Source organism: Burkholderia sp. APQ4-4ca (assembly GCF_057837105.1).
The window spans coordinates 102,445-126,775 of the sequence record NZ_JBYQCG010000072.1 but is presented as its reverse complement, the minus strand read 5'-3'; the positions used below and the strand labels follow the sequence as shown (position 1 = coordinate 126,775).

Annotated in this window: 14 protein-coding genes; 7 read left to right on the top strand and 7 right to left on the bottom strand. The window is 66.2% G+C overall.

What is annotated here, in order from left to right; all coding sequences use genetic code 11:
- The first annotated feature begins 34 nt into the window (after positions 1 to 34).
- The gene (locus AC3IFE_RS06640) at positions 35 to 3,472 is read left to right on the top strand and encodes a hybrid sensor histidine kinase/response regulator (RefSeq protein WP_489189971.1); all 3,438 of its coding nucleotides are present in this window, start codon (positions 35 to 37) and stop codon (positions 3,470 to 3,472) included.
- 67 nt (positions 3,473 to 3,539) lie between these two features.
- Positions 3,540 to 4,478 carry a response regulator gene (locus AC3IFE_RS06635; protein ID WP_489190152.1) on the top strand — a complete coding sequence of 313 codons (939 nt, stop codon included), beginning with the start codon at positions 3,540 to 3,542 and terminating at the stop codon, positions 4,476 to 4,478.
- Positions 4,479 to 4,679: 201 nt separating this feature from the next.
- On the opposite strand, the gene AC3IFE_RS06630 is transcribed toward AC3IFE_RS06635, so the two are convergent.
- A complete protein-coding gene (locus tag AC3IFE_RS06630; RefSeq protein ID WP_489190151.1) occupies positions 4,680 to 6,575 on the bottom strand; it encodes an FUSC family protein in 1,896 nt (631 codons plus the stop codon).
- A gap of 101 nt (positions 6,576 to 6,676) precedes the next feature.
- Positions 6,677 to 7,774: a branched-chain amino acid aminotransferase gene (locus AC3IFE_RS06625; RefSeq protein ID WP_489189969.1), complete on the bottom strand. Its 1,098-nt coding sequence runs from the start codon at positions 7,772 to 7,774 to the stop codon at positions 6,677 to 6,679.
- Positions 7,775 to 7,957: 183 nt separating this feature from the next.
- On the opposite strand from AC3IFE_RS06625, the gene AC3IFE_RS06620 reads away from it, so the two are divergent.
- Complete coding sequence (locus AC3IFE_RS06620; RefSeq protein WP_489190150.1) at positions 7,958 to 8,416, top strand: Lrp/AsnC family transcriptional regulator; 459 nt, start codon at positions 7,958 to 7,960, stop codon at positions 8,414 to 8,416.
- A 121-nt stretch (positions 8,417 to 8,537) separates the two neighbouring features.
- On the opposite strand, the gene AC3IFE_RS06615 is transcribed toward AC3IFE_RS06620, so the two are convergent.
- Positions 8,538 to 9,686, bottom strand: coding sequence for a porin (locus tag AC3IFE_RS06615; protein WP_489189968.1), 1,149 nt, complete (start codon positions 9,684 to 9,686; stop codon positions 8,538 to 8,540).
- 501 nt (positions 9,687 to 10,187) lie between these two features.
- Here AC3IFE_RS06615 and AC3IFE_RS06610 point away from each other — a divergent pair.
- The 4 genes from AC3IFE_RS06610 (at position 10,188) to AC3IFE_RS06595 (ending at position 14,567) form a co-directional block, all read left to right on the top strand.
- The gene (locus AC3IFE_RS06610) at positions 10,188 to 11,105 is read left to right on the top strand and encodes a LysR family transcriptional regulator (protein WP_489189967.1); all 918 of its coding nucleotides are present in this window, start codon (positions 10,188 to 10,190) and stop codon (positions 11,103 to 11,105) included.
- Positions 11,106 to 11,320: 215 nt separating this feature from the next.
- On the top strand, positions 11,321 to 12,370 hold the full coding sequence (locus tag AC3IFE_RS06605; RefSeq protein ID WP_489190149.1) for an Ldh family oxidoreductase: 1,050 nt from the start codon (positions 11,321 to 11,323) through the stop codon (positions 12,368 to 12,370).
- A 140-nt stretch (positions 12,371 to 12,510) separates the two neighbouring features.
- Positions 12,511 to 13,791, top strand: a complete 1,281-nt coding sequence (locus tag AC3IFE_RS06600; RefSeq protein ID WP_489189966.1) for an MFS transporter — start codon at positions 12,511 to 12,513, stop codon at positions 13,789 to 13,791.
- Positions 13,792 to 13,835: 44 nt separating this feature from the next.
- Positions 13,836 to 14,567: an ABC transporter substrate-binding protein gene (locus AC3IFE_RS06595; RefSeq protein ID WP_489189965.1), complete on the top strand. Its 732-nt coding sequence runs from the start codon at positions 13,836 to 13,838 to the stop codon at positions 14,565 to 14,567.
- Between the two features lie 252 nt (positions 14,568 to 14,819).
- Here AC3IFE_RS06595 and AC3IFE_RS06590 read toward each other — a convergent pair whose 3' ends face one another.
- From AC3IFE_RS06590 to AC3IFE_RS06575, 4 genes are all read right to left on the bottom strand, one after another.
- Positions 14,820 to 16,055, bottom strand: coding sequence for a S53 family peptidase (locus AC3IFE_RS06590; protein WP_489189964.1), 1,236 nt, complete (start codon positions 16,053 to 16,055; stop codon positions 14,820 to 14,822).
- A gap of 33 nt (positions 16,056 to 16,088) precedes the next feature.
- Entirely contained in the window at positions 16,089 to 18,221 is a 2,133-nt protein-coding gene (locus AC3IFE_RS06585) for a polysaccharide deacetylase family protein (RefSeq protein ID WP_489189963.1), read from the bottom strand.
- A 565-nt stretch (positions 18,222 to 18,786) separates the two neighbouring features.
- Positions 18,787 to 19,434 carry a hypothetical protein gene (locus AC3IFE_RS06580; protein ID WP_489189962.1) on the bottom strand — a complete coding sequence of 216 codons (648 nt, stop codon included), beginning with the start codon at positions 19,432 to 19,434 and terminating at the stop codon, positions 18,787 to 18,789.
- Between the two features lie 182 nt (positions 19,435 to 19,616).
- Positions 19,617 to 24,005 (bottom strand): autotransporter domain-containing protein, encoded by a 4,389-nt coding sequence (locus tag AC3IFE_RS06575; protein WP_489189961.1) that lies wholly within the window; start codon positions 24,003 to 24,005, stop codon positions 19,617 to 19,619.
- Positions 24,006 to 24,331 lie beyond the last annotated feature (326 nt).

Sequence of the window (24,331 nt, the reverse complement as noted above, 5' to 3'; positions counted from 1 at the left end):
TCGCGCCGCTTTCGCACCATTTCGGATCATCTTCATGTCCCAGAGTCACCCGTCAGTGGGCGCGCCCGGTACGCAACGCATCGTCAAGGTGCGTCGCGACTACAACGCGTGGGTCGGCGACGAAACCCTCGAGGACTACGCGCTGCGCTTCACGCCGCGCTCGTTCCGGCGCTGGTCGGAGCTGCGCGTGGCCAACACGGCGATCGGCGCCGTGTCGTTTCTGGTGCTGGAAGCGATCGGCGGCAGCCTGGTCGTCAACTACGGCTTCACGAACGCGGTCTGGGCCATTGCGGCCGTCTCCGTGCTGATCTGGCTCACCAGTTTGCCCATCAGCTACTACGCGGCGCGCTACGGCGTGGACATGGACCTGCTCACGCGCGGCGCGGGCTTCGGCTATATCGGCTCGACGGTCACGTCGCTGCTGTACGCGGTGTTCACGTTCATTTTTTTCGCGCTCGAAGCGGCCATCATGTCGCTCGCGCTCCAGCTTTATTTCCATATTTCGCTGGCGATCGCCTACGTCGTCAGTTCGCTCGTGGTGATTCCGATCGTCATGTTCGGCATCACGCTGATCAACCGCCTGCAAAGCTGGACGCAGCCGCTGTGGCTCGTCTTGTTCGTGCTGCCCTACGCTGCCGTGCTGTGGCGCCATCCCGACCTGATCGCGCAATGGACCACCTTCGCGGGCTTCGCGCCGCAAGGCCGCGCTTTCAGCCTGGTCGCCTTCGGCCAGGCGTCGACGGTCGTGTTCGCGCTGATCGTGCAGGTGGGTGAACAGGTCGACTATCTGCGCTTCCTCCCGCCGCTCACCGCGAAGAACCGCACGCGCTGGTGGTTCGCATTGCTCTCGACGGGGCCGGGCTGGATCGTGCCCGGCGCGCTCAAGATGCTGGGCGGCGCCCTGCTCGCCTTCATCGCGCTCCAGTACGAAGTCGATGCCAGCCACGCCACCGAGCCGACGCAGATGTACCTCGTCGCCTATCATCTGCTGCTCGATCCGTTGGGGCTCGCGAGCTGGGCGCTGCCCGCGATGACGCTGTTCGTGATCGTCTCGCAGTTGAAGATCAACGTGACCAACGCCTATGCGGGCTCGCTCGCGTGGTCCAATTTCTTCGCGCGGCTCACGCACAGCCATCCGGGCCGCGTGGTATGGCTCGTGTTCAACGTCATGATCGCGTTGCTGCTCGTGGAAATGGGCGTGTTCGATGCGATCGCCAAGGTGCTGTCGCTCTACGCGAACATCGCGATTGCGTGGATCGGCGCGTTGTTCGCCGATCTCGTCATCAACAAGCCGCTCGGCTACAGCCCGCGACATATCGAATTCAAGCGCGCGCACCTCTACGACGTGAACCCCGTGGGCGTCTGTGCGATGCTGATCGCGGCGGCCGTCGCGATGCTCGCGCATAGCGGCTTGTTCGGCGTGCTTGCCCAGGCGATGTCGTCGTTCATCGCGTTCGGCGCGGCGTTCGCGTGCGCACCCGTGCTCGCGATACTGACACGCGGCCGCTATTACATTGCCCGCGCCGCACAACCGACCGGCGACGCCACCTCGCTGCGCTGCGCGATTTGCGAAAACACCTTCGAACCCGACGATACGGCGTACTGCCCGGCCTACGGCGGCACGATCTGCTCGCTGTGCTGCTCGCTCGACTCGCGCTGCCACGATCGCTGCAAGCCGCACGCGCGCTTCACGTCGCAAGCCGACCGCGCGCTGCATCGCGTGCTGCCCGGCGCGCGGCTCGGCCCCGCCGCACTGCGCCTCATCCACTATGCGAGCCTCGTACTCGCCATGCTCGCCGTGCTGGGCAGCGTGCTCTACCTGATCTGGTCGCAGAGCGCGACTTCGATGAGCGCCGCCGGGCCGTCGATCGGCCATGCGCTTGCGGGCAGTTTTCTGAATATCTTTCTCGCGCTGTCGCTGGTGGGCTGCATCGCGGCCTGGTGGTTCGTGCTGGAGCGCGAAAACCGCCGCGTCACGCAGGAAGAGTCGCAGCGGCAAAACGAATTGCTGATGCTCGAGATCGACGCGCATCAGAAAACCGACGCGGCGCTCAAGCGCGCGACCGCCGCCGCGGAATCGGCCAACCGGGCCAAGAGCCGTTACGTGTCCGGTTTGAGTCATGAGTTGCGCACGCCGCTGAACAGCATTCTCGGCTACGCACAATTACTGCTGCAGGCGAAGGAAGAACTCGCGCCCACCCGCTACAACGCCGTGCGCACGATCCATCGCAGCGGCGAGCATTTGCTCGCGCTCGTCGACGGCCTGCTCGACATCGCGCGCATCGAGGCGGGCAAGCTTCAATTGAACGTCGCCAAGGTATCCCTCGCCGATTTCGTCGCGCATCTGACGTCGATGCTCCGTCCGCAGGCGCTCGAAAAGGCGCTCGCCTTCGACGTGCAGACGGTCGGCCGGCTGCCGGCTACCGTGCGCACCGACCAGAAGTGCATGAGTCAGATCCTCACGAACCTGATCGGCAATGCGATCCGCTTCACGTCGAGCGGCACGATCACGCTGCGCGTGAGTCACGTGCTCGATACGCTGAAATTCGAGGTGATCGATACCGGCCCCGGCATCCCGCCCGCCGAAATGGAGCGCCTGTTCCTGCCGTTCGAACGCGGCGAAGCGGCCCATGCGTACGATCACGGCGCCGGCCTCGGGCTCACGATCTGCCGCCTGCTCACGCAAGCGCTCGGCGGCAGCCTCGAAGTGGACAGCGAAGTCGGGCACGGCACGCGCTTCGTGGTGCGCCTGTTCGCCCCGGCCGTCGACGCGGCGGCCGAAACCCACGCCGAACTCGCGTCGATTCTCGGCTATACGGGTGCGCGCCGCACCATTCTCGTGGTCGACGACCTCGACGATCAGCGCGACATCGTCGTGCAGTTGCTCACACCGCTCGGCTTCGACGTCGCCGAAGCGGCCAGCGGCACCGATGCGCTGCGCTGGCTGGCGATTCACACGGCGGACGCGATCATCATGGACATTTCGATGCCGTTGATGGACGGCTACGAAACCAGCCGGCTGATCTCCGAGAATCAGTTGTCGAACGCGCCCATCGTGCTGCTCTCCGCCAACGCGTTCGCCGACGACCGCGACCGTGCGAGCGCGACCGGATGCAAGGGATATCTGGTGAAACCGCTGCAGGTGAACCTGCTGCTGGACAAGCTTGCACAACTGCTTGCACTCGACTGGATTGCATCCGAAACCAACACGAGCGCGCTACCGGCGGCGAGCCTGCCTGCCGCGACACTGCCGCCCCCACCTGCCGTGTGGCCACGCGAACTCATCGAACATCTGCATGCGCATCTCGAAGTCGGCTACGTACAGGGCGTGATCGAGCAGCTCGACGCCGCCCGCGAGGCCTGGCCCGGGTTGCTGCAACAAATCGACGCGTTGCGCGCATTGGCGGAACGCTTTCAGCTAAGGGAACTCGAGCATGAACTTGACCGACTCGCGCGCGGCGCGAACGCATGACGCGCCCACCCCGATCGTGGCTGCCCCGATCGTCGACGCCCCGGCCGCGTGGCTGCGCGAACGGCCCATGATATTGATCGTCGACGATACGCCGGAGAACCTCGCCTTCCTCTCCGATACGCTGCAGGCGCACGGCTACGCGGTGATCGTCGCGCTGTCCGGCGAGGAGGCGCTCAAACGCCTCGCGCGCGTGACGCCCGACGTGGTATTGCTCGACGCCATGATGCCCGGCATGGACGGCTTCGAAACATGTGTGCGTATCAAGCAGGACGGACGACACGAGCATCTGCCGGTGATCTTCATGACGGCATTGACGGAGAGCGAACATGTCGTACGCGGCTTTCGCGTGGGCGGCATCGATTACGTGACCAAACCGGTGCAGCCCGAAGAGCTGTGCGCGCGCATCGGTGCCCACGTGCGGCGCTCACGCGCCCAGTTGTACGCGGAGGCCGCACTGTCGCTCGACACGCGCGCGGCGCTGATCGTCGGTGCGGACGGCACGATTCGGTGGCAAAGTCCGCAGGCTGCGCATCATCTCGCTGCATACACGGCAGCGCATGACGCCCCCGCCGATGCCGCGCCAACCGCGAACGCGCGCGATACCGGTGCGCCGCCGAAACTGCCTGCGCCGCTGCGCACCTGGTTCATCGACTGGCTCGCGCGCGGCGCCCAAGGCGACGCCGTCCACGAATTCAGCTCGGGCCAGATACGCCGCTCGGCCAGTGCGACGCTGGGCCCGGAACCGGGCGAATGGATCGTGGTGCTCAAGGAAAGAGACGACACCGTGCATTGCAATGCGCTCGCCGAACGCTTCGGCCTGACGATGCGCGAGGCCGAAGTGCTGCTGTGGGTGTCGCACGGCAAGACCAACCGCGATATCGGCGACATTCTGGGCATCGCCCCACGCACGGTGAACAAGCATCTCGAACACCTGTTCCGCAAGCTACATGTCGAGACCCGCGCGGGAGCCGCCGCCGCGGCGATCAAGATGCTCGAGCGCACGTAAAAAGGTATCGCCGTCCCGCACATCGGTGGCAAGAACGTTGCTGGCGGAGCGATGCGTTGAACGACCGCCCGAACGATCGTTGGCGGATGGCGGGTACCGCCAACGGTCGCAAGTCGGTAGCCCGTCGCGCGAGATCAGCCGATTCCTGCCGAACCCGAACACGTGCCGGCACTCGACGGGCGCGTGATGCGAGCGCTGCGGTTATTTCCGCCACCGCTCCTCGCCCATGTTTTTTTCGAACAGCGCATCTTCGAATGCGCGGTTGAGTTCGGTCAACTTGACATCGAGCCGGGCCAGTTCCCGATGGGGCGGCAACGAAAGATCGCCGGATATCGCGAGCGTTCCGTGCCCGACACTCGCAGCCGCATCGAGCGGCATCGATCGGCCGTGATCCGCATCGCTCATCAACGCCTCGATTCGCGTGACGATGGCTGCGCGCGTACGCCGCTCGAAGGCGACAGCCGGAGCGCCGGCTTCAACGGGCAGAAGCGTCGCCACGATCCGGCCGTACAGCCAGCAGACCAGCAGCGTGTCCGACAACCGTCGCGCATCGCCGGAGACACGGAGCATGCGCCACGCGGCCAACGGCCTGATCGCCATCCGCACCTCGTGAAAACGGCGATCGACCGCACGCGTCTGCGCCGCCTCCGGCCGTGTGCCGTCGTCGCGCGCGTGCACGAGTTCGCGCAGCGCGGCCAACAGGCCGTGCGAGCGCGTCGCGATGTGGCGGGACGCCGCCAGCGGCATCACCAGCATCGCCGCCGCGAGCGAAACCGCGCAGCCGATCAATACCTCGCCGATACGCAGTTCCGCCAGCGCGCCGATCTCGAACCCCAGTTGCGCATAGACGAGGCCGATCAGCACCGTCAGAAAGAATACGCCGCGCCCGTAGGCGTGCAGGATGTGGTACGCCCAGGCGAACACACACACGCCCATGACGACGACCACGAGTGCATTCGCATGATGAACGGCGCTGACGACGAGTACGCTCGCGAGCGCGCCGGCGAGCGTACCGGCGACGCGTTGCGTGCCGCGATAGATCGTGTCCGCGCACGAATACGTGCCAAAGAACACGACGAACGTGCTGAGCACCGCCCACATCCACCGCTCCGACGACAGCGTCTCGCCAATCAACATCGCGGCGCACGCAGCCGCCGCGGCGCGGATCGCCGGTAACCATGCAAGCGTGCGCCAGTCGGCGCCCCACCGAAGCGCCCGCGCATGCCGCGGCGACGCGGGCGAACGTGCGGCGGTCATGCGCGCCGCCACTTCGCCGGCGACGCTATCGAAGCGCGCCATCGCCGCGCGTAGCGCCGCGGCGGCGGCATCCGTCCGGTCGTGCTTGAGCACGCGCCGGGCCGCGGCGATCTCCAATGCGACGAGCGCGGCGTGCAAGGCACGCGCGTCGCGCTCGTCGAGTGTCGACGCGTGATGCTCGAGCGCGATGGCGGCTTCGTTCAATGCGAGCAAATGCGCCATCGCATCCAGCGCGCCCGCGTCCGACACGTCGCTTCGTGCGATGCATGCCGCTTGCAGCGATACCGAGCGCGCGATGAGCCGGGGCGTGTGCGCCGCATGCGTCGGCAACAGCATCCGGCAGACGAGCACGACACCCGCCGGGCCCGCGATCGACATCGCCAGCATATGGCCCACCTGCGACGCGGCCGGATGCAGATAGAGGCCGAGGTAGTACATCGCGATCGCCAGGAACGCACATCCGATCGTGCGCGGCCCTTGGGTCTGGCACAACATCGAACAGAACAGCACGATCACGAAACCCGCCTTGCCGACGGCTGGCCACGCGCTCGCGACGGCGGCCGCGGCGAAACTTGCGCAGGCGACGCCGTATTGCCACACAAGCGATTCATACCAGTCCGGCCGGCGAACATCGCGCAGGAAGAGTGGCGCGATCATCGCGAACAGGATGCCCACGGCGCCGGTGGTGATCGCCAAACCGAGATGAAGCGCCGATGCAATGGCGAGCGCGCCGGCAAGCACGCTCGCCAGTGCGGCGCGTGCACCGCCCAGCAGTCGATGAAGACCGAGGTCGACAACGAACAGGCGGTCAATGGCGCGTGACAACGAAACAACTGACATGATCGAAACATTCCAGGAGGCCATGCGTCTGGTTCCGGCCGGCATGCCGGCCGCGGCTTTCAGGACGGCCGCCGCAAGACGCGACGGCCGCCGTGCCGAACTCAAAACACGCGGTCCACCCAGCCGTGGCGATCGGCTGCGCGCCCGTTCTGGATATCGAGCAGTGCCGCTTTCAGGCGCGACGTGACCGGCCCCGCGCCACCGTCGCCGATCGTGAAGTCGTACGCACGGCCCTTCACCCGGCCGATCGCCGTCACGGCCGCCGCCGTGCCGCACGCGAACGCCTCGACCAGTCGGCCGCTGCGCGCATCCGCCTGCCACTGCTCGATCGTGTAGCCCTCTTCCCGCACCGTGTAGTTCAGATCGCGGGCCAGCGTGATCAACGACGCGCGCGTGATGCCCGGCAGAATCGTCCCGTTCAGCGGCGGCGTCTGGATCGACCCGTCGTCGAACACGAAGAACACGTTCATTCCCCCCAGTTCCTCGATCCAGCGGCGTTCGACCGCATCGAGAAACACCACCTGCTCGCAGCCCTCGCGGGTCGCCTCCGCCTGTGCGGCCAGGCTCGACGCATAGTTGCCGCCGCATTTCGCGTCGCCGGTGCCGCCCGGCGCCGCCCGCGTGTACTGCTCCGACACCCACAGCGTCACGCCCGACGTGCCGCTCTTGAAGTACGCGCCGACCGGCGTCGCGATCACGCAGTACAGGTACTCCGGCGACGGCTTCACGCCGAGCACCGCCTCCGTCGCGATCATGAACGGCCGCAAATACAGCGCCGCGCCGTCGAACGCCGGCATCCAGTCGCGATCGGCCCGGACGAGCGCACGGACCGATTCGACGAACATCGCCTCCGGCAACGGCGCCATCGAGAGCCGCTCGGCCGAATGACGAAAGCGCCGCGCATTCGCATCGGGACGGAACAACGCCGCGCCGCCGTCCGGCAGCCGAAAGGCTTTCAAGCCCTCGAAGATTTCCTGCGCGTAGTGCAGCACGAGCGTCGCCGGATCGAACCGGAACGATTCGCGCGGCCCGATTTTCGCGTGATGCCACCCTTCGTCCGCCGAGTACCGGATCGTCACCATGTGATCCGTGAAGACCCGGCCGAAACCGGGATTGGCGAGCAGCGCGGCGCGCTCGGCCGCCGCGACGGAGTGAGGATTTTTTTCGAATTCGAAGTGCTGGACGGAATCGGTGCTCATCGTTTGCCCCTTGATCGGCAGCGGGACCGTCCCGGCTGCTACGGGCAAAAATTTATCGTAGAAAAAATAATTTCAGGTTGCGTGTTCGCCTTAAGATGGACGCGGTTTGGCAATTCCATGCCTCAAAAACCGAAAACCCGGGCACCGCGTGCCTCAACCGAATAGGTCGCACCAATGGCCGTCATCGAACTGGACGAAATGGATCGTCGCATTCTGAAAGTGCTCCAGGAAGACGGGCGAATCCAGAACGCGGAACTGGCGCAGAAAGTGGGCTTGTCGCCGTCGCCGTGCCTGCGTCGAGTCAAGCAGCTGGAACAGGCCGGCGTCATCCAGCGCTACGCGGCGCTGCTCGATGCATCGAAGATCGGCGCGGGCTTGACCGTGTTCGTCCGCATCTGGCTGACGAGCCAGGACGCGAAAACCGTCGACCGTTTCACCGCGGCGGTTCAACGTCTTCCACAGGTGCTCGAGTGCCACCTGATGGCGGGCGATTGCGATTGCCTGCTGCGTGTCGTGACCGCCGATATCGACGCCTATCGGCAACTCCAGATCGACCACCTGACCCGGATCGAAGGCGTGCAGAGCGTGAAGACCGAGATTCCGATGCAGAAGATCAAGCAGACATCCGTGCTTCCGCTTTGATTGCGCACGGCGCTGCGGAACGCTGCGGGCGACACGCCGGCGAGTTCTGTCGAATCGGGGCACGTGCCGGCGCACAAGCCGCGTTCGCGGATCCATGCGGCCTCCGCGAACGGCATTGGCGTCAGAAATGATGCAGCAGCGCGATACGCGCGACATATTGATTCGGGCCTGACGAGATATCGGCGGCGCCCGGAATGTACGCGTAGTCGAAGTCGGTCGCCGTGTGGGCGTTCATCGCATGCTGATAGACGCCCTCCACGAACACCGACGTGCGTTTCGACAAGTCGTAATTCACCTTCGTGCTCAGTTGATGCCACTTCGGATTGAACGCACCGACCGTCGACGCGACGCGGGCCTGGGTGTACGTGTATGCCGCGCCGACATAGAACGCGGTCGTGAAGTGATAGAGGCCGTTCACCTCGAAGTTGTCGAACTTCCACGACTTCCACGCGCCGCCCGGTGGCTGCGTCGTACCGGTGAAATACGCGTTCGAAGTCGGATCGTAGACGTCGACGTGCGAATACGTGAATCCCACGAGCGCATTCGAGAACGCATAATTCACGCCGATGCCGATGTTCTGCTGCGACGACGCATCGAACGTGTTGTCGCCGGTGATCGCCCCGGTCGAATCGGCATTGCGTGCGTTGTTGATCTTCAAATACGACGCGCCGACCGTCAGTCCGCCCTGCTGGTATTGCAGCGCGGCGCCATACAGGCGGTTGTTCGCGAAGCCGCCCGCCTGATTGCTGAACCCGTACATCGCCTCCGCGGTCACGCCGTGCCACACCGGCGACACGTACTTGACCGCGTTATTCACGCGGAACGAGTAGTCGGTATTGTCGTTGTCGTACGGATGCGAGAACAGGTAGCCGGTCCAGTTGCCGTTCGCGGTGAGCGGCGAGAAGAGGTCGACGCTCGGATCGTACTGGCGACCGAACGTCAGCGTGCCGTATCGATCCGACGCGATGCCGACGAAGGCCTGGCGGCCGAACTCCCGACCACCCTGGTTCATTTTGCCGGTGTTGACGTCGAACCCGCTCTCGAGCGTGAAGATCGCCTGGTAGCCCGCACCGAGGTCTTCCGTGCCCTTGATACCCCAGCGGCTGCCGTAGTCATAGCCGCTTTGCAGTTGCACGGTGCCGTGGCCGCGTGCGTTGCTCGTGTAGTTGATGCCGTCCTCGATCTTGCCGTACAGAGTTACGCTGCTCTGCGCATGTGCGGCTGCAGCAAGCAAGGCCGCGGGCGCGACGATCCCCCAACGCTTGTTCATGACGATTTCCCCCTGGTTTTTTCGTTTGCCGGTCGTAACGCTTCCGCGCTGCGTAGGTGCCGCGTCGAGGCTGCTCGGCGATGCGACGGGCGCAGTGTAATGAGCCGATTTTCTGCTGTTAGCCCCTCTCGGCAGGAAGGTGCTCTTCAAAATGGGGGATGTTTGTCGGTGCGGAAAACGGCTAGCGGGCGGTTGAAAAGCAGACGGGCCCGCGTTCCATGGACTGTCGCGAGCCGTTTGGCGGGTGGCCCGGATCTCTGCATGGACGCTCGACAGAGCGCCCGTCGCAATTCAGGCGCGAATATCGCGGGCACGCGACATCACTCGCTTGCGCGCTTCAGCGGATCTGGAAAGAGTCATTCAAGTCGGGATGGCCTGGCACGCCGGGCGCCGCAAGACAGGACGATCGCGCCGGCGAATTCGTGTGCCATACGCACGAATTGACAGCACCCATCGGTATGCCGAAACTGAGCATCCTTTTCCATCGCGGTGGTCATCGAAATGAATTTCGAGATATCGGACTTGCGGGCCTTTGTCGCGACAGCCGATCTGGGCAGCTTTCGCGCCGCGGCCGACACGTTGCATCTATCGGCGTCCGCGCTATCGCGCCGGATAGAAAAACTCGAGGAGGTGCTGGGCGTCAGACTGTTCGAGCGAACGACGCGAAAGATGGACCTGACGATCGTCGGTCGCGGGTTTCTCGAGCGCGCTCACCGTATCCTCAACGAGGTCGACAACTCGATGCTCGAGTTCGACGATCTTGCACGCAAGATGACCGGCGAACTCACGGTCGCATGCGTGCCGTCGGCGGTACGTTACTTCCTTCCCGAAACCATTGCGACCTACCATCAGCGTTACCCGGGCATTCGCCTTCGTCTCATCGACGAGCCGTCGTCGATGGTCTTTCTCGCCGTCGCGCGTGGCGAAGCCGATTTTGGTCTGACTTACGTCGGCACCGAAGAGCCGGACATCGAATTCACCCCGCTGCTCGATGACCCTTTCGTGCTCGCTTGCCCGCGCAGTCATCCGCTCGCAAAGCGCAAATCCGTCGCGTGGGCGGAGCTCGCCCACCTCGAGTATCTGGCCATTGCACAAGGCAGCGGCAATCGCGCGGTCATCGACGAAACGCTGGCCGGCGTCGCCGACCGGCCCAAATGGTTCTGCGAGGTACGCCATGTGCCCGCGCTCGTGAGCCTGATCGAAGCGGGCTTGGGAGTCGGTGTCGTGCCTAGGCTCGCCATGCCCCGCGGCCCGCACAAGGCACTGACCAGCGTCGCGCTCGTCGATCCGCCGATCCGGCGAACGCTGGGCGTCATCCAGCGACGCGGCCGCGGTTTGTCCTCCGCAGGCCGCTTCTTCCTTGAGCTGTTGACGGAAATGCGCTCGCCCGATGTGCCGCCCGCAAGCGCTGCCGAATAGGCGAAGCGCCAGGGCCGGCCTCAGGCGGGACGGCAAAGCCTTCGTGGGGCATCCGTCAGTTGGGCTGGATTCGTGCGCACGACGCACCAATCGAACGAAAATATGCGTTTGTTGCGTGAACCGCTCCTGCACGATCATGTGCGAAACGCAAGCGTCGTGCTATTTGCAGCCGCTTGAACCGCACGGTTTTCAAATCGAAGGAGACAACGCATTCCATGACCCAGCCCACTCCCACCCCCGGCATCGTCACCCGGGCCCATCTGACCGAGCTGACCATCGAAGCACTCTGCACGCTCGGACTGACACGCGCCGACGCAACGGACACCGCCGCGATCCTCGTGCTTGCCGACCTGTTCGGTTTGCGTACGCACGGCACGAGCCGTGTCGAGTCGTACGGCGCCCGCCTGCGCATCGGCGGCATCAATCCCAAGCCTTCGATCACCGCCGAACAGGTGGCGCCGGCGCTTCACCGCCTCGACGGCGACAACGGCATCGGCCCGCTCGTCGGCCATCGCGCGCTCGATCTGGCGATGACCGCTGCACGCGAACACGGCATCGCCTGTGTGTTCGTGCGCGGCAGCAATCACTTCGGCCCCGTCTCACCCTATTCGTACCTCGCCGCACAGCAGGGGTTCGCCAGCATCATCGGCAGTAACGCGACAACGACGATTGCGCCGTGGGGCGGCACCGACGCACGCCTCGGCAACAGTCCCGTCGGCTTTGGTGTCCCGAACCCGGATGGTCATCCGTTCATGCTCGACATGGCGATCAGCGTCGCGGCACGTGCGAAGATTCGCAACGCGCTCAAGCGCGGCGAACCGATTCCCGGCGATTGGGCAACCGACGCGCACGGCAAGCCGACCACCGACCCGAAAGCCGCCCTCGATGGCTTTCTGCTGCCGATCGGCGGCCACAAGGGCTACGGTCTCGCACTGGTGGTCGACCTGTTCGCGGGATTGCTTTCCGGCGCGGCGTATCTCACGCACGTCAAGTCGTGGGAAGACGATCCTGAACAGCCGCAGAATCTCGGCCACTTCTTCATTCTCATCGATACGACCCGACTCGGCAGCACCGCGTGGCTCGCCACGCATATGACCGACTATGCGGCGATCCTGCACGGCTCCAAACCCGCCCATCCGGACGCGCCGGTGATCGTGCCCGGCGAGATCGAACTCGGTCGCCTGGAACGCCAGTTGGCGGAAGGCATCGATATCGGCGCGGCCCAGCTCGCCATGCTGGAAGCGATCTCGCATCCGCAGCGCTGAGGGCCTCGTTCGCGAGCGTGGCCCACCACGCTCGCGCGGTTCCGAATCCGGGGCGCGACTGCGCACCGACAGGCGACGGACCGGGCAGCGCGTTCGAGCGCCCGGCCGTCAAGCACATAACAAGCTCCAGGGAGCGACAGGTGACAAACATTCGATGGCGCATCGTCCTGCTGCTGTTCATCGCAGGCTTCATCAATTATCTCGACCGTGCGGCGCTGTCCGTCGCCGCACCCGCCGTCATGCGGGAACTGCGCATGTCGCCGGGCAGTCTCGGGCTGTTGTTTTCGACGTTCTTCATCGGCTACGCGGCATTCAATTTCATTGGCGGATGGGCCGCGGATCGCTGGGGCGGCAAACGCGTCTTCTCCTGGGCCGTCCTGACCTGGTCGCTGCTCTGCGGCGCGACCGGCCTTGCCGGCGGTTTTGGATCGCTGCTGGCAATCCGCACCCTGTTCGGGATGGCCGAAGGTCCGCTCGCGACGACGATCAACAAGATCGTGAACAACTGGTTCCCGCACAAGGAGTCGGCGACCGCATTCGGCTTCGCCAATTGCGGTCTGCCGCTGGGCGGCGCGGTTGCAGGGCCGGTAGTCGGTCTGCTGACGGCTGCTTACGGCTGGCGTGTCGCGTTCGCCGGAATCGCGTGTTTCGGCTTGCTCTGGCTGGTTTTCTGGGTGTGCATGGCGACCGACAAGCCGCACCAGCATGCACGCGTATCCGATGACGAACGCCGCCTGATCGAATCCGACCGAAGCGTGCCTGAAAGCCCTTCGGACATGCAGCCGCTCGGTTTCTACCTCAAGCAGCCCGTCATTGTCGCGGCGATGATTTCGTACTTCGGTTACAGCTACATCCTGTTTTTCTTTCTCACCTGGTTCCCGACCTTTCTGACGATGGACCGTCACCTGAGTCTGAAAAGCATGAGTCTCGCGACGGTGCTGCCCTGGCTGCTGGGATTCATCGGCTACGGACTGAGCGGCGTGCTGTCCGATCGGATCTTTCGCCGGACGGGCAATGCACTGCTTGCGCGCAAGCGGGTATTGATCGGCTGTCTCGGCACGGCAGGCGTATGCGTCACGCTGGCCGGCGCCGTGACCACGACGCTCGGTGCGCTGCTGTTGATGGCCGTCGCCGTGTTTGCCCTTTATCTGAGCGGCAGCGCCTATTGGGCGCTGATTCAGGACACGATCCCCGGCCCGAAACTCGGCAGTGTCGGCGGATGCGTACATGCGATCGCAAACTGCGCGGGCATCCTCGGCCCGGCGGCAACCGGCTTTCTCGTACAGGAAAGCCATACGTTCCTCAGTGCATTCTTTCTCGCGGGCGGTATCGCGTTGGCCAGCGTGCTGGCCGTGGCGATACTGCTGAGGCCCCGGGCATCGGCGCAACGCAAGTCCAGCGATGCGAGGGTCTGCGGCTGAAGGTCCGTGCTCCCATACGAATGTCAGTTCTTCACGCTATCCACATGAAACCCGATCCATCCATCATTCGCGCATTCACACCTGCCGGCAAGCTGCGGGCATCGATCAATCTCGGGAACCCCATTCTCGCGGGCAAGGAGCCGTCAGGCGCACCAACCGGCGTGTCGGTGGATCTGGCGCGCGCCTTTGCCGCCATGCTCGAGGTGGAACTTGAGCTGGTGGTGTTCGATACGGCGGGCAAGTCCGTCCAGGCGGTCAGCGACGAGCGGGCAGACATCGGCTTCTTCGCAATCGATCCGCGACGAGGAGAAACCATCACGTTTACCGACCCGTACGTGTTGATCGAAGGCTATTACATGGTGCGCGACGGATCGTCGATTCGCACCAACGACGATGTCGACCAGCCGTCGATCCGCGTGGCAGTTGGCGAGGGAAGCGCTTACGACCTGTTCCTCACTCGCGAGTTGAAGCATGCGCGGATCGTGCGGGCACGGACATCCCCGACGGTCGTCCGAACGTTCGTCGATGAAGGCCTGGAAGTCGCCGCCGGCGTGAAGCAACAGCTCGAGTCAGATGCACGTCAAGTCCCTGGCCTGCGCTTGCTCGATGAGCGATTCATGGTGATCCGTCAGGCGATGGGTTTGCCGAAGCGCCGCGGGGCGGCGGCGGCCGAGACGTTGCGGGTATTCGTCGAGGAAGCGAAGGCGTCCGGGTTCATCGCTCAGGCGCTCGCGCGGCACAAGATCAGCGGCGCATCGGTTGCGCCCACGGCGTAGGTCGATGCGGCCCGATGCGCGCCGCTTGTCGCGGAAACGTTATTCAAGCCGAAGGGCCGTCCCTTTGCATCGTCCCACTGCCGCGCCCGGGACTCGGGCGTCCGTCCGAAACGCGTGCGATCGATCGCGTCCGGGCCGCGCCGACGGCAATGAGCGCTCACCTGGGCAACCACGATCTCGCGATGAGCTGATGGCGATCAGGCGGCGTCGGGTAAAGGGGCCCGCCTGCCCTCTTCTACGGCCATCCCCGTGTCACGGCGCGGCGATCAATGCCTGAACCAGATTGGCGGCCATCGGGCGCCCGAGGCCGGTTACGTAGTCGTATCCGGTTGCCGCGGTGCACAGCGTCCCGCATGCGCCGTTCGAGCCGCCGACGATGTCGCGGAAGTTCGTCGCGTAGGCGCTCGACGCGAGCCCGTACAGCACGCTCTGGATCGTGCTCACCGCGTTCAGCGTCGTCTTGCCGCGCGCGATGCGCGCGCTGTTCGCGATCGCGATCAACGCGGACCATTGCGGTGCGCCCGCGCTCGTGCCGCCGACGACGAACCACCCGCTCTGCCCCGCATAGCCGTACGAATCGTAGACCGCGAAGCCGGATGCCGGGTCGGCGTCATAGGCGACGTCGGGCAGGCCGCGCAGCCCGAGGCTGTCCGACGGCAGCCCGAAGTTCGACTGATACGTCGGCGCCGTCTCGACGGCGCTCTGTCCGCCGCCACTGCCGGCCCACGCCGTTTCGTCGACATAGGCGCCGCTCGCATCGGTTGCGATCGACGTGCCGCCGACGCTCAGCACGTACGGCGAGGCCGCCGGGTAGTCGACCCCGTTGCCGCCGTCGCCGGATGCGGCGACGAACGACACACCGTTCGCGCTGGCGAACTGTCCGTCGAATTGCGTTTCGGCCAGGAACTCGCCGCTCCCCCAACTGATCGACACGACCTTCGCGCCGACCCCGCCGGGTGCCGGACGCGTCGCGAGCGCGACCGCGCTCATCAGGTCATCGAGCGAACTCGAGGCGGCTTCGACCAGCACGATCCGCGCATTCGGCGCGATCGCGTGCGCCCACTGCACGTCGAGCGAACTCTCGAGTGCCCACAGTGCGTCGGGCGGCGGCGGCCGCTTGTCGGCTGTCGCGTACACCTTCGTGAAGCAGCGCGGCGACGCGCACGGCGGCAGGCCGAACGTGCGGCTGAACGAGCGCAGATCGGCCTCGACGTTCGGATTGTCGTACGCATCGACGATCGCGATGACCTGATCGTCGCCACCGTAGCCGCGCGCCGGCAACGCGTCGAATCCGTAGAAGCGGCGAATCTGCTGCGGCGACAGGCCCACCGGATTCCGTTTCGCGGATCCATGCAGATGGAGCGGCGGCCGTGCAAACCCGCTCGGCGCTCGATGCGCGGACTGGGCGACCGACACGCCGGCCATCGCCGCGATGCTCGCCGATACGGCCAGCATGCACAGCACACGCGCAAACAACGCTTGCTTCATGGTGTTCCCCGTTGACTAAGGAGCCGGCGCGCATCAGTGCACCTTGGCGCTCGTGAACGACAGCGACTTGCCCGAACCCGCGATGACCAGCCAGTTGACCGGATCGGTGCTCACGACCGTCGCGCTGCCGCTTTTCACGCTCGGCAACTGGTACGTGCTCTTCGGCAACAGCCACGTCATGTCCTGCAGACTGGTCGGCTGCGTCGCGCTGAACGTCCAGCTCGTGCCGGTATCGGTCGCCGTCCAGTTCACGAGCAGGCGGCGCCGGTCGAACTGCGTGAGCTGATCCATCGTGAACCACTTGAACTGGCCGGTCGTCGCCAGCGACGCGGCGTAGCCGAGAATCGCCGTGACGACGTTCGGATACCACGACGCGCCGAGCGGGTGCATGTAGATCAACCGGCTCGTGCGGTTCGCGACGACGAAATTCATCAGCGACATGTACCAGTCCTGGACGTCCGTCGTCGGCACCGCGAACTCCTGGAACTCTTCGAACGTCGCATACTTGCCGAACGGCATCACCGGAAACGCCCAGATGCCCGGATTCGGCAGCGAGCCGTTGCGATACGCACGCGTTTGCGCGTTGCCGGTATGGCCGGTGAAGTAGTAGCCGGAGTAGCCGTTCGCTTCGAGCCAGTTCACCGACCACGTCGGCGTATTGCCTTCCGGGGCCGCCCACTCGACGTCCGGCTTGCCCGTCACCGACTGCACCGCATTGTGGTTCAGCACCAGATACTGCGTGAACGTGCTCGCGTTGGTTTCGCTGGCGTTCGCCCCCCAGTAGTCGTGCGCCCAGCCGCCGTGGCTGCCGATCTTGTGCCCGCGCTTGAGCAGGAACGCGACCAGCTGCTTCGCCTGCGTATTGTTCGTCAGATTGATGCCGAGACCGTCGCCGATCGTCACGTCGTCAGGGCCAGCCGTCATCACGATCGAATACGGGCCGCTGTTCCAGACGCCGTAATTCTTCAGGTACTGCGCCGGCTGAATCTGGTCTCGCGCACAGAAGTGCCAGTTCAGCACCATCCCGGCCTGCGCGCGCGGCTGCAGCGACAGGTGCGGCATCGACAGGATGTTCGTCGTGAAGTAATGCAGGAAGCCGTGGATCGGCATGCCGTCGGTTTGCCCGTCGAGATACGCGAGCGGCAGGTTGACGAACATCACGCCGCCGTTTCCATACGCCTGATAGCCGGCGACGAGCCCGAAGTTCGGCGACGTCAGCAGCGTCGTGCCGGTATACGTGCCTTGCGTGACGTAGCTCGGATAGGTGAGGAAGCCGTATACGTAGCCGGAGATGCCTTCGAGCACGTCGGTCGCCGCGGCGGGCGACGCGCTCGCGAGCGACGTCGCGCCATTCGTCGCCGTCGATACCGGCGACAGCATCGTCGAGGTCGGCGCATACGATCCGGACCGGACCTTTGCACCGGCCGACACGCGCCCGAGATTCAGCGGCACGCCGGTCATGCGCCCGTTCACCGTCTTGTACGTGAAATACGCCTGATGGTTGTAACCGGCAAGCCCGCCCGGGTTCGACGGGCTCGGCTGCAGGTAGAGCAGCGGGTTCGTCGTCGAGCCGGTCGACGGCGTCGACGCGGTTGCGGCCAACGCGGTCGCGGCCGTCGTCGAGCCCGGCCATGCCATCGACTTCCCCGGAGGAATCTGTAGCGCGCGCAACGTGCTGCTCATGCCGGTCACGTTGCCGAGGCCGATCATGTTGCCGCCGAGCGTGTCGTAGAGCACGTAGTTGACGCCGGCCATCGAGCTGAAGCGCGATTGCCCGGCCGGATAGAAACCCGTCGCGTTCAGTACGCCGAAATCATAGACGAGCATCACGCGCCCGCCGTTCAATGCGTAGTTCTGGATCGCGGTCACGAGCGTGTCGTCGGCGACCGTATGCACCTGGTCGGGCAGGATGAGCCCCTGGTACTGCTGCAGCGACGCGCCGCCCTGCTTGAACTGCGTGTCGCTGATCAGCGAGATCTGCAGCCCCTCCTCCGACGCGGAATCGAGCCACGCGGACACACGCGGGTCCGGCAGCGTGAAGTTGTCCGGCAGCAGCAACAGCAACTGGTTCGACAGTGCGCTCGCCCGCCCGGGTGCCAATGTCATCAGGCAAACGGAAAAGACGATCAGAAACGCTCGTAGGGTCCGGATTGACTTGGCCGACATTTTTTCTCTCCCCGTAGGAGGTGGGATGACAGCCGATGCGCGACTCGTCACGGCCTGCGCGTTGCGCTCATCGTGATCGAGCGGTCTGCGTCCGAATCGGGGCGCGCCATCGGCTGGCGGCGCAGAGCGAACGTGCCGTGTTTCGGGCGCCCCGCGACGCATGCGCGTCGATTCGTCGGACGATCAGGAGTGCATGGCGACTATCGTTCCTACCGCCCCCGGTGAAGCGAACACCGTGCCAGTCTCGCAACTGCGTTGTCGGGACGGCCAGCGGCGATGTCGAGCATCCGGCACGGGAAAACCGACCTCAAAACGTTACAACGCCGATACGGCGCACGCGGCCGGTAATGGAATGAAGCGGTGAGAATCGTCTCGACGGACGATGCGAGGCAATTTGGCGCTGCGTCGGACGGGGCGCCCGATCGCTGCCGGCCTGGTCGGGCATCGGCAAGCGCACCGTGGATCAACGGAAAATTCAACGGAAAATGATTCTGCCGTGCAACACCGGCGCGGCACGCGTGTGGCCCGCGCGGTGTTCGCGTGCGCGGCGTGCAAACAGATGGCCCTATCGCACCAGCACCATTTTTACGCAGGTCGGGCCGAGCGGTTCGCCATTGTCGGCAGACGCCCTGAGCGGGAATACCTCCACGGACATGCCTTGCCGTTCGAAGACATCGGAGATCCGGCGGCCGTGTTCGCCATAGCGCGATTGGCGCCTGAATCCCATGGACTCCAGTGCGCCCGTGAACCGCGCGAAATCCGGCTCGCATGTCGCCGGCAGCGGGGAAGCCGGTGTTCCGGGAATCGGGTCAAAGATCAGATCCATGCGCGGGCCTGTATCCCCGCGCGTCAGCCGTTGGAGGCTGAACGCCCAGTTACCTTGCAGGCGTTGGCCGTAGCCGAATTCGTCTTGGCCCAACGCTTGGGTCTGCACGCCAAAGAGACGGTGCACCGTTTCGGGCGTGATGTCGGTCGCGCGATGGCTGCCCTGAATCAGCTCGAGCATGCCTTGCAGTGCCTGCGTTGCAGTCAGGCTCGCCGGGAATCGGGATTCGACGCGCGAGGCCGATGCCGCTTCATCTGGTGGCTGCCCATGCACGCTGCCGAATGGCGGGCATAGACTCAATACGGTCAGGAGGGCAAAGCACACAGAAAGTGGGCGGCCGGCGCGCGCACCTGCGATCGTGCGATTTCCGATGTGTGTCTTTGTCATAGGGAATTTGCGTCGGTCAATCGATCGATTGAATACGACGACAACCCGTCACATCAATGGATCGCGAGCAAGCCCGTCGACAGGACCGAGCCGCTCGGGCACGCCCGACGGCGTCACAGTTTTGCTGGCCCGCTTCTTCGCTTCGAACCAAGACCCGTTTCACCATCGCCGTTCCCATGCGGTCAGAACCTGGAATTGACCCGCACATATGCCGACTGCGCCGACACATGGCCCGTATCGATCGTCGCATCCAGCCCGAGCGATACCGTGGTCGTCTTGGCGGCCTGCAGCGTGACGCTGACGCCCGTGGTCAGGAACGAGCGCGGCAGATCGGCACCCGCCGCCGCGAACACGGTCCCGTCCTGGCTCTGCACCTGGACCACGCGGCGGCCGCGCAGCACCTCGTGCGCATAGCCGACGCGAAGCTGGACGTCGACCGGGCGCACGGCATCGCCGAACGCCTTGTCGAGCGATACACCCACGTACGGCTGGAGGCTCCTCGCGTTGTCGGGGCCGACGTGCAGGTTCTGGCCGTTGGCGCCGTCCTCCCCGAAGCCGCTGCCGCGCACGTACGCATACCGCAGCCCGACGTGCGGCGCGAACCGGAAGCCGCCGGCCGCCATCGGCAGGCTGGCCTGCGTGGCGGCGGTGAATTCGTGGCCGAGATGGTCGCCTTCGGCGGTACCCGCGCTACCGAATGGCCGTTTCTGCGACAGGAAATCGAGACCGTAGCCGAGCGTGGCCGACAGGTTGACCGCGCCGATCGGCTGCGCGCCGTACAACATGACGCGCAGCGTGTCGATGGCGCCCGATGCGCCTGTCGTGTCTTCGGACAACGCGGTGTGCGTGTAGCCGCCGGCCGCACCGACCGTGGCGTCGCCGAGCCGTCCCTGCCCGCCCGCCAGGAACCCATACGCGTGCGTGAGGAAGCCCGGCGCGCCGCTCGTGCCGCCCACCTTGGTGCTGGACCCGCTGGCAACGGCCCACACGTTGCTGGCGCCGGCCGCGTCATCCTCCGGAGCCGCCAGACGCCCGAGCAGCGTCGAGCTGGCGCTCTGCGCCTGCAGCAAGGCCGTCGTGCCGAGCGCCGTATAGATCGACGTCCTGGTCGGCGCGATGATCGTCGGGCCGGCCGGCGTACCGGGGCCGGTCGGCTCGGCGAGCAGCAGGTCGACCGCGTTGGCGCCGTAGTTCACCGACGGTTGCAGCGCGCCGAGATTCGCGCCGGCCGTGGTGGTGACGACCTTCGCGAATTGACCCGTCACGCCGTTGGCCGCGCTCAGCACGGTGTAGCGGCGGGACGTATAGGTGCCGGGATCGAACAGAACGGCCAACGCGCCGTCGAGCGTCGCGGCACCGCCTACGCGCAGTTGCGATGCCTCCGTCGGGCTGACCTCGATCGACAGCGTGCCGCCGGCCGCCTGCGTATAGTTGCCGCCCACGGACAGCGTTCCGATCGAGCCGCCCGGCGCGACCACGCCGCTACTGCCGACGTCGCCCGATATCGTGCCGTGGCCGCGCAACGCGCCGAGCGGATTCACCACGACATTGCCACCGAGCACCGCGCCGGCATTCGCCGCGTCGCCGACGGCCAACGTGCCGCCCGCCACCGTCGTCGTTCCGGAAAACGCGTTGCTGACACCGTTCAGCGTCAGCATGCCCGCGCCTCGTTTGACCAAGCCGCCGGTGCCGACGAGACTGCCGCTGAATGTCTGCGACGAGTCGTCGGACAGCGTGAGCGCGCTGCCGCCCAGCATCACGCGGCTGCCTGCCACGCCGGACAGATGCGCGACCGTCTGGCTGCCGGCCGCGGACAGGTCGAGCGCGGCCACGGGGCCGGCCAGCGCGACCGACGTGGACGCCCCCAGCCGCCCGGCGCCCGACAACGCGAGCGTGCCCGCGTTGACCGTCGTCGCCCCTGTATAGGTGTTCACGCCGGACAGCGTTTGCGTACCGCCCGCCACGGTCAGCCCGCCGCTGCCGCCGACGGTGCCGCCAAACGTGCCGGATGCATGGGCGAGCGTCAGCGTGCGGCTGCCGAGCGCGACCGTGCCCGTGCCGGTGAGCGCGTTGATCGTGGCGCCGGAAGTGGTCGCCGAGATGTCCAGCGTGCCGTTGTTGACGACGCCGCTCGAGGCGGCAATGCTGCCGGCGCCGGTCAGCGCCAGCGTGCCGGCATTGACCGTGGTGGCGCCCGTGTAGGCATTCGCCGCCGACAGTGTTTGCGTCCCGCCGCCGACGGTCAGTGCGCCCGTCCCGTCGAGGGTCCCGCCGAACGTGCCGGCTGCATGGGCGAGCGTCAGCGTGCGGCTGCCCAGCGCAACCGTGCCCGTGCCGGTGAGCGCGTTGATCGTGGCGCCGGCGGTTGTCCCCGAGATGTCGAACGTGCCGTTGTCGATGACGCTACTGGACGCGGCGACGCTGCCCGAACCGGTCAGCGCAAGCGTGCCGGCGTTGATCGATGTTGCGCCGGTAAAGCCGTTGGCGCCCGACAGCGTTTGCGTGCCGCCCGCCACGGTGAGCCCGCCGCTGCCGCCAATGCCGCCGCTGAACGTGCCGGCTGCACTGGCCAGCGTCAACGTGCGGCCGCCCAGCGCAACCGTGCCCGTCCCGGTGAGCGTATTGATCGTCGCCCCCGCAGTCGTCCCCGAGATATCGAACGTACCGTTGTTGACGACGCCGCTGGACGCGGCGACGCTGCCCGAACCGGTCAACGCCAGCGTGCCGGCGTTGATCGACGTTGCGCCGGTAAAGCCGTTGGCACCCGACAGCGTTTGCGTGCCGCCCGCCACGGTCAGCCCGCCCGTGCCGCCAATGGCGCCGCTGAACGTGCCGGCCGCATTGGCGAGCGTCAGCGTCCGGCCGCCCAGCGCGACCGTGCCCGTGCCGGTCAGCGCATTGATCGTGGCGCCGGCGGTCGTCCCCGAGATATCGAACGTGCCGTTGTTCACGACGCCGCTGGAAGCGGCAATGCTGCCCGCGCCGATCAGCGCGAGCGTGCCGGCATTGATGGCGGTGCTCCCCGCATAGCCGGCAGCGCCGGCTATCGCGAGCGTGCCGCTTCCCGCCTGCACGAGGTTGCCCGTCCCGCTGATGGTGCCGCCATACGACACCGTGTCGCTGCGGTTGAACGCCAACGTGCCGTTGTCGACGATGTCCCCGACGACGGAGCCCGTGGTGCCGCCACTGCCGATCTGCAGCGTGCCGGCGCTGATCGTCGTGCCGCCGGTATAGGTGTTGTCTCCCGTCAGCGTGATCGTTCGGCCACCGCGCACGGCCACGTTGCCCGCCCCGGATACCACGCCTGACACCACGAGGTCGGTCGTGGTGGAATCGAAGGTCACGCGGGAGGCGGCATCGCCGAGCGTGACCTGGTTGGACAACGAGAGCCCCGCGGAGCCCGCGGTGATGGTGGTCGTCGCCCCGGCCGCCACCTCGAGGCTACCGACGATGTTGGACCCGGTGACCAACTGCAGCGTATTGTTCGTGCCGTTGAAACGGATGGCTGCCGCACGCGTCACGCCGTCCGCGTACAAGCCGCCCGCGATCGTGCCGCCGTTGACGACGACATCGCTGCCATTGGCGATGACACCGGCGCCGGCGGCCCCGCCGTTGCCGGCGCCGCCGCCGATCATGCCGACGTTGACCAGCACGGTGAAGCCGCCAGCGAGGTTGACGCCCGCGCCGCTGGCGCCGGCCGTGCTTGCGCCGCCGCCGCCGACGCCGCCCACACCACCGACGATGGTCCCGAGATTGGTCACCTGCGAACCGGGCCCCAAGGTCAGCAGCCCGTCGCCGCCGCCACCGCCGCCACCCGGGTTTCCGCCGCCGCCCCCGTTGCCACCGTTTCCGCCGACGAGCGCCCCCTGGTTCGTCACCTCGCCCGCCGGTATCACCATGACCAGCCCACCGCCTCCGCCGCCGCCACCGCCGCCGTTCGACGCAGGACCCGACGTGCCGGCCCCGCCATTCCCGCCGGTGCCGCCCTGCACGGTCACGCCGTTGCCGACGGTCACGCTCGTGCCGGTCGAATACACGCCCGCGCCACCGCCGCCGGCGCCGCCGGCAAAATTGAATCCATCGAAGGACTGACCTGCGCCGCCTTGCGCGTTCGCGTTGATCACCGCATCGCCGGCGAGCACCACCGCGGGCGCACCGCCGGGGCCGCCCTGACCGCTGTCGTTCGTCGCGCCGGTGCCGCCTGTCCCGCCCGACGTGGCGCCGCCGGGAACCTGGACCGTGGCGGAGCCTCCGCCCAACGTGGAGGAACCCCCGCCACCGCCGTTACCGCTGCCGCCGTTGCCGCTTCGGTCCGGGATGCCGTCGCCGCCGGGGGCGCTGCAATTCGCGATGGTGCCGGCAGAGCACGTGACGGCCCAGCCCGGGACAGCCGCACCGGCCAGGCCGAGCGACACGCCGATGGAAACGATGGAAGCGATGGAAGCGCGGCGGTGCGCGGGCGTGGCGCCATGACCGGCGTCGGCCCCGCCGTGTGACGCCTTCGTGCGTTCGGATACCACTTGCGGAGCACGCAAGCTACGGCTCCAGACCAGCCGATAGACCCGGTTCATGTCGATCCCCTCGGTGCATAGACCCATGGGCCTGGCGCTGGTCACGAAGAGGCTGTACCGATGGCGCGACGGGCCCGTCGTTGTTGTCGTTCTATGGCGCGCCGATCCGCGGATACTGATTTTTCTGGCTCATCGGTCGGGGCGCATGCGCGCGCAATATAACACCTGCCGAGAACGCCCATCCGGGGCTGTCGCGCGGCCGCCACGCTTCAGGAGGCGGGAGGATGCGTCAGCACCGCGGACTACCTCTCGTGAGCGAGCCCGGCAACGTCGCGGCCTTCGCATCAAGTTCTCGTCAAACGTCGCCGCGCTCGCTGCCCACGTCG

Bases quoted from the DNA above. Each gene is read 5' to 3' on its own strand.
- AC3IFE_RS06640 (WP_489189971.1), top strand. From the start codon at position 35: ATGTCCCAGAGTCACCCGTCAGTGGGCGCGCCCGGTACGCAACGCATC.
- AC3IFE_RS06635 (WP_489190152.1), top strand. From the start codon at position 3,540: ATGATATTGATCGTCGACGATACGCCGGAGAACCTCGCCTTCCTCTCC.
- AC3IFE_RS06630 (WP_489190151.1), bottom strand. From the start codon at position 6,575: ATGTCAGTTGTTTCGTTGTCACGCGCCATTGACCGCCTGTTCGTTGTC.
- AC3IFE_RS06625 (WP_489189969.1), bottom strand. From the start codon at position 7,774: ATGAGCACCGATTCCGTCCAGCACTTCGAATTCGAAAAAAATCCTCAC.
- AC3IFE_RS06615 (WP_489189968.1), bottom strand. From the start codon at position 9,686: ATGAACAAGCGTTGGGGGATCGTCGCGCCCGCGGCCTTGCTTGCTGCA.
- AC3IFE_RS06610 (WP_489189967.1), top strand. From the start codon at position 10,188: ATGAATTTCGAGATATCGGACTTGCGGGCCTTTGTCGCGACAGCCGAT.
- AC3IFE_RS06605 (WP_489190149.1), top strand. From the start codon at position 11,321: ATGACCCAGCCCACTCCCACCCCCGGCATCGTCACCCGGGCCCATCTG.
- AC3IFE_RS06595 (WP_489189965.1), top strand. From the start codon at position 13,836: ATGAAACCCGATCCATCCATCATTCGCGCATTCACACCTGCCGGCAAG.
- AC3IFE_RS06590 (WP_489189964.1), bottom strand. From the start codon at position 16,055: ATGAAGCAAGCGTTGTTTGCGCGTGTGCTGTGCATGCTGGCCGTATCG.
- AC3IFE_RS06585 (WP_489189963.1), bottom strand. From the start codon at position 18,221: ATGTCGGCCAAGTCAATCCGGACCCTACGAGCGTTTCTGATCGTCTTT.
- AC3IFE_RS06580 (WP_489189962.1), bottom strand. From the start codon at position 19,434: ATGACAAAGACACACATCGGAAATCGCACGATCGCAGGTGCGCGCGCC.
- AC3IFE_RS06575 (WP_489189961.1), bottom strand. From the start codon at position 24,005: ATGAACCGGGTCTATCGGCTGGTCTGGAGCCGTAGCTTGCGTGCTCCG.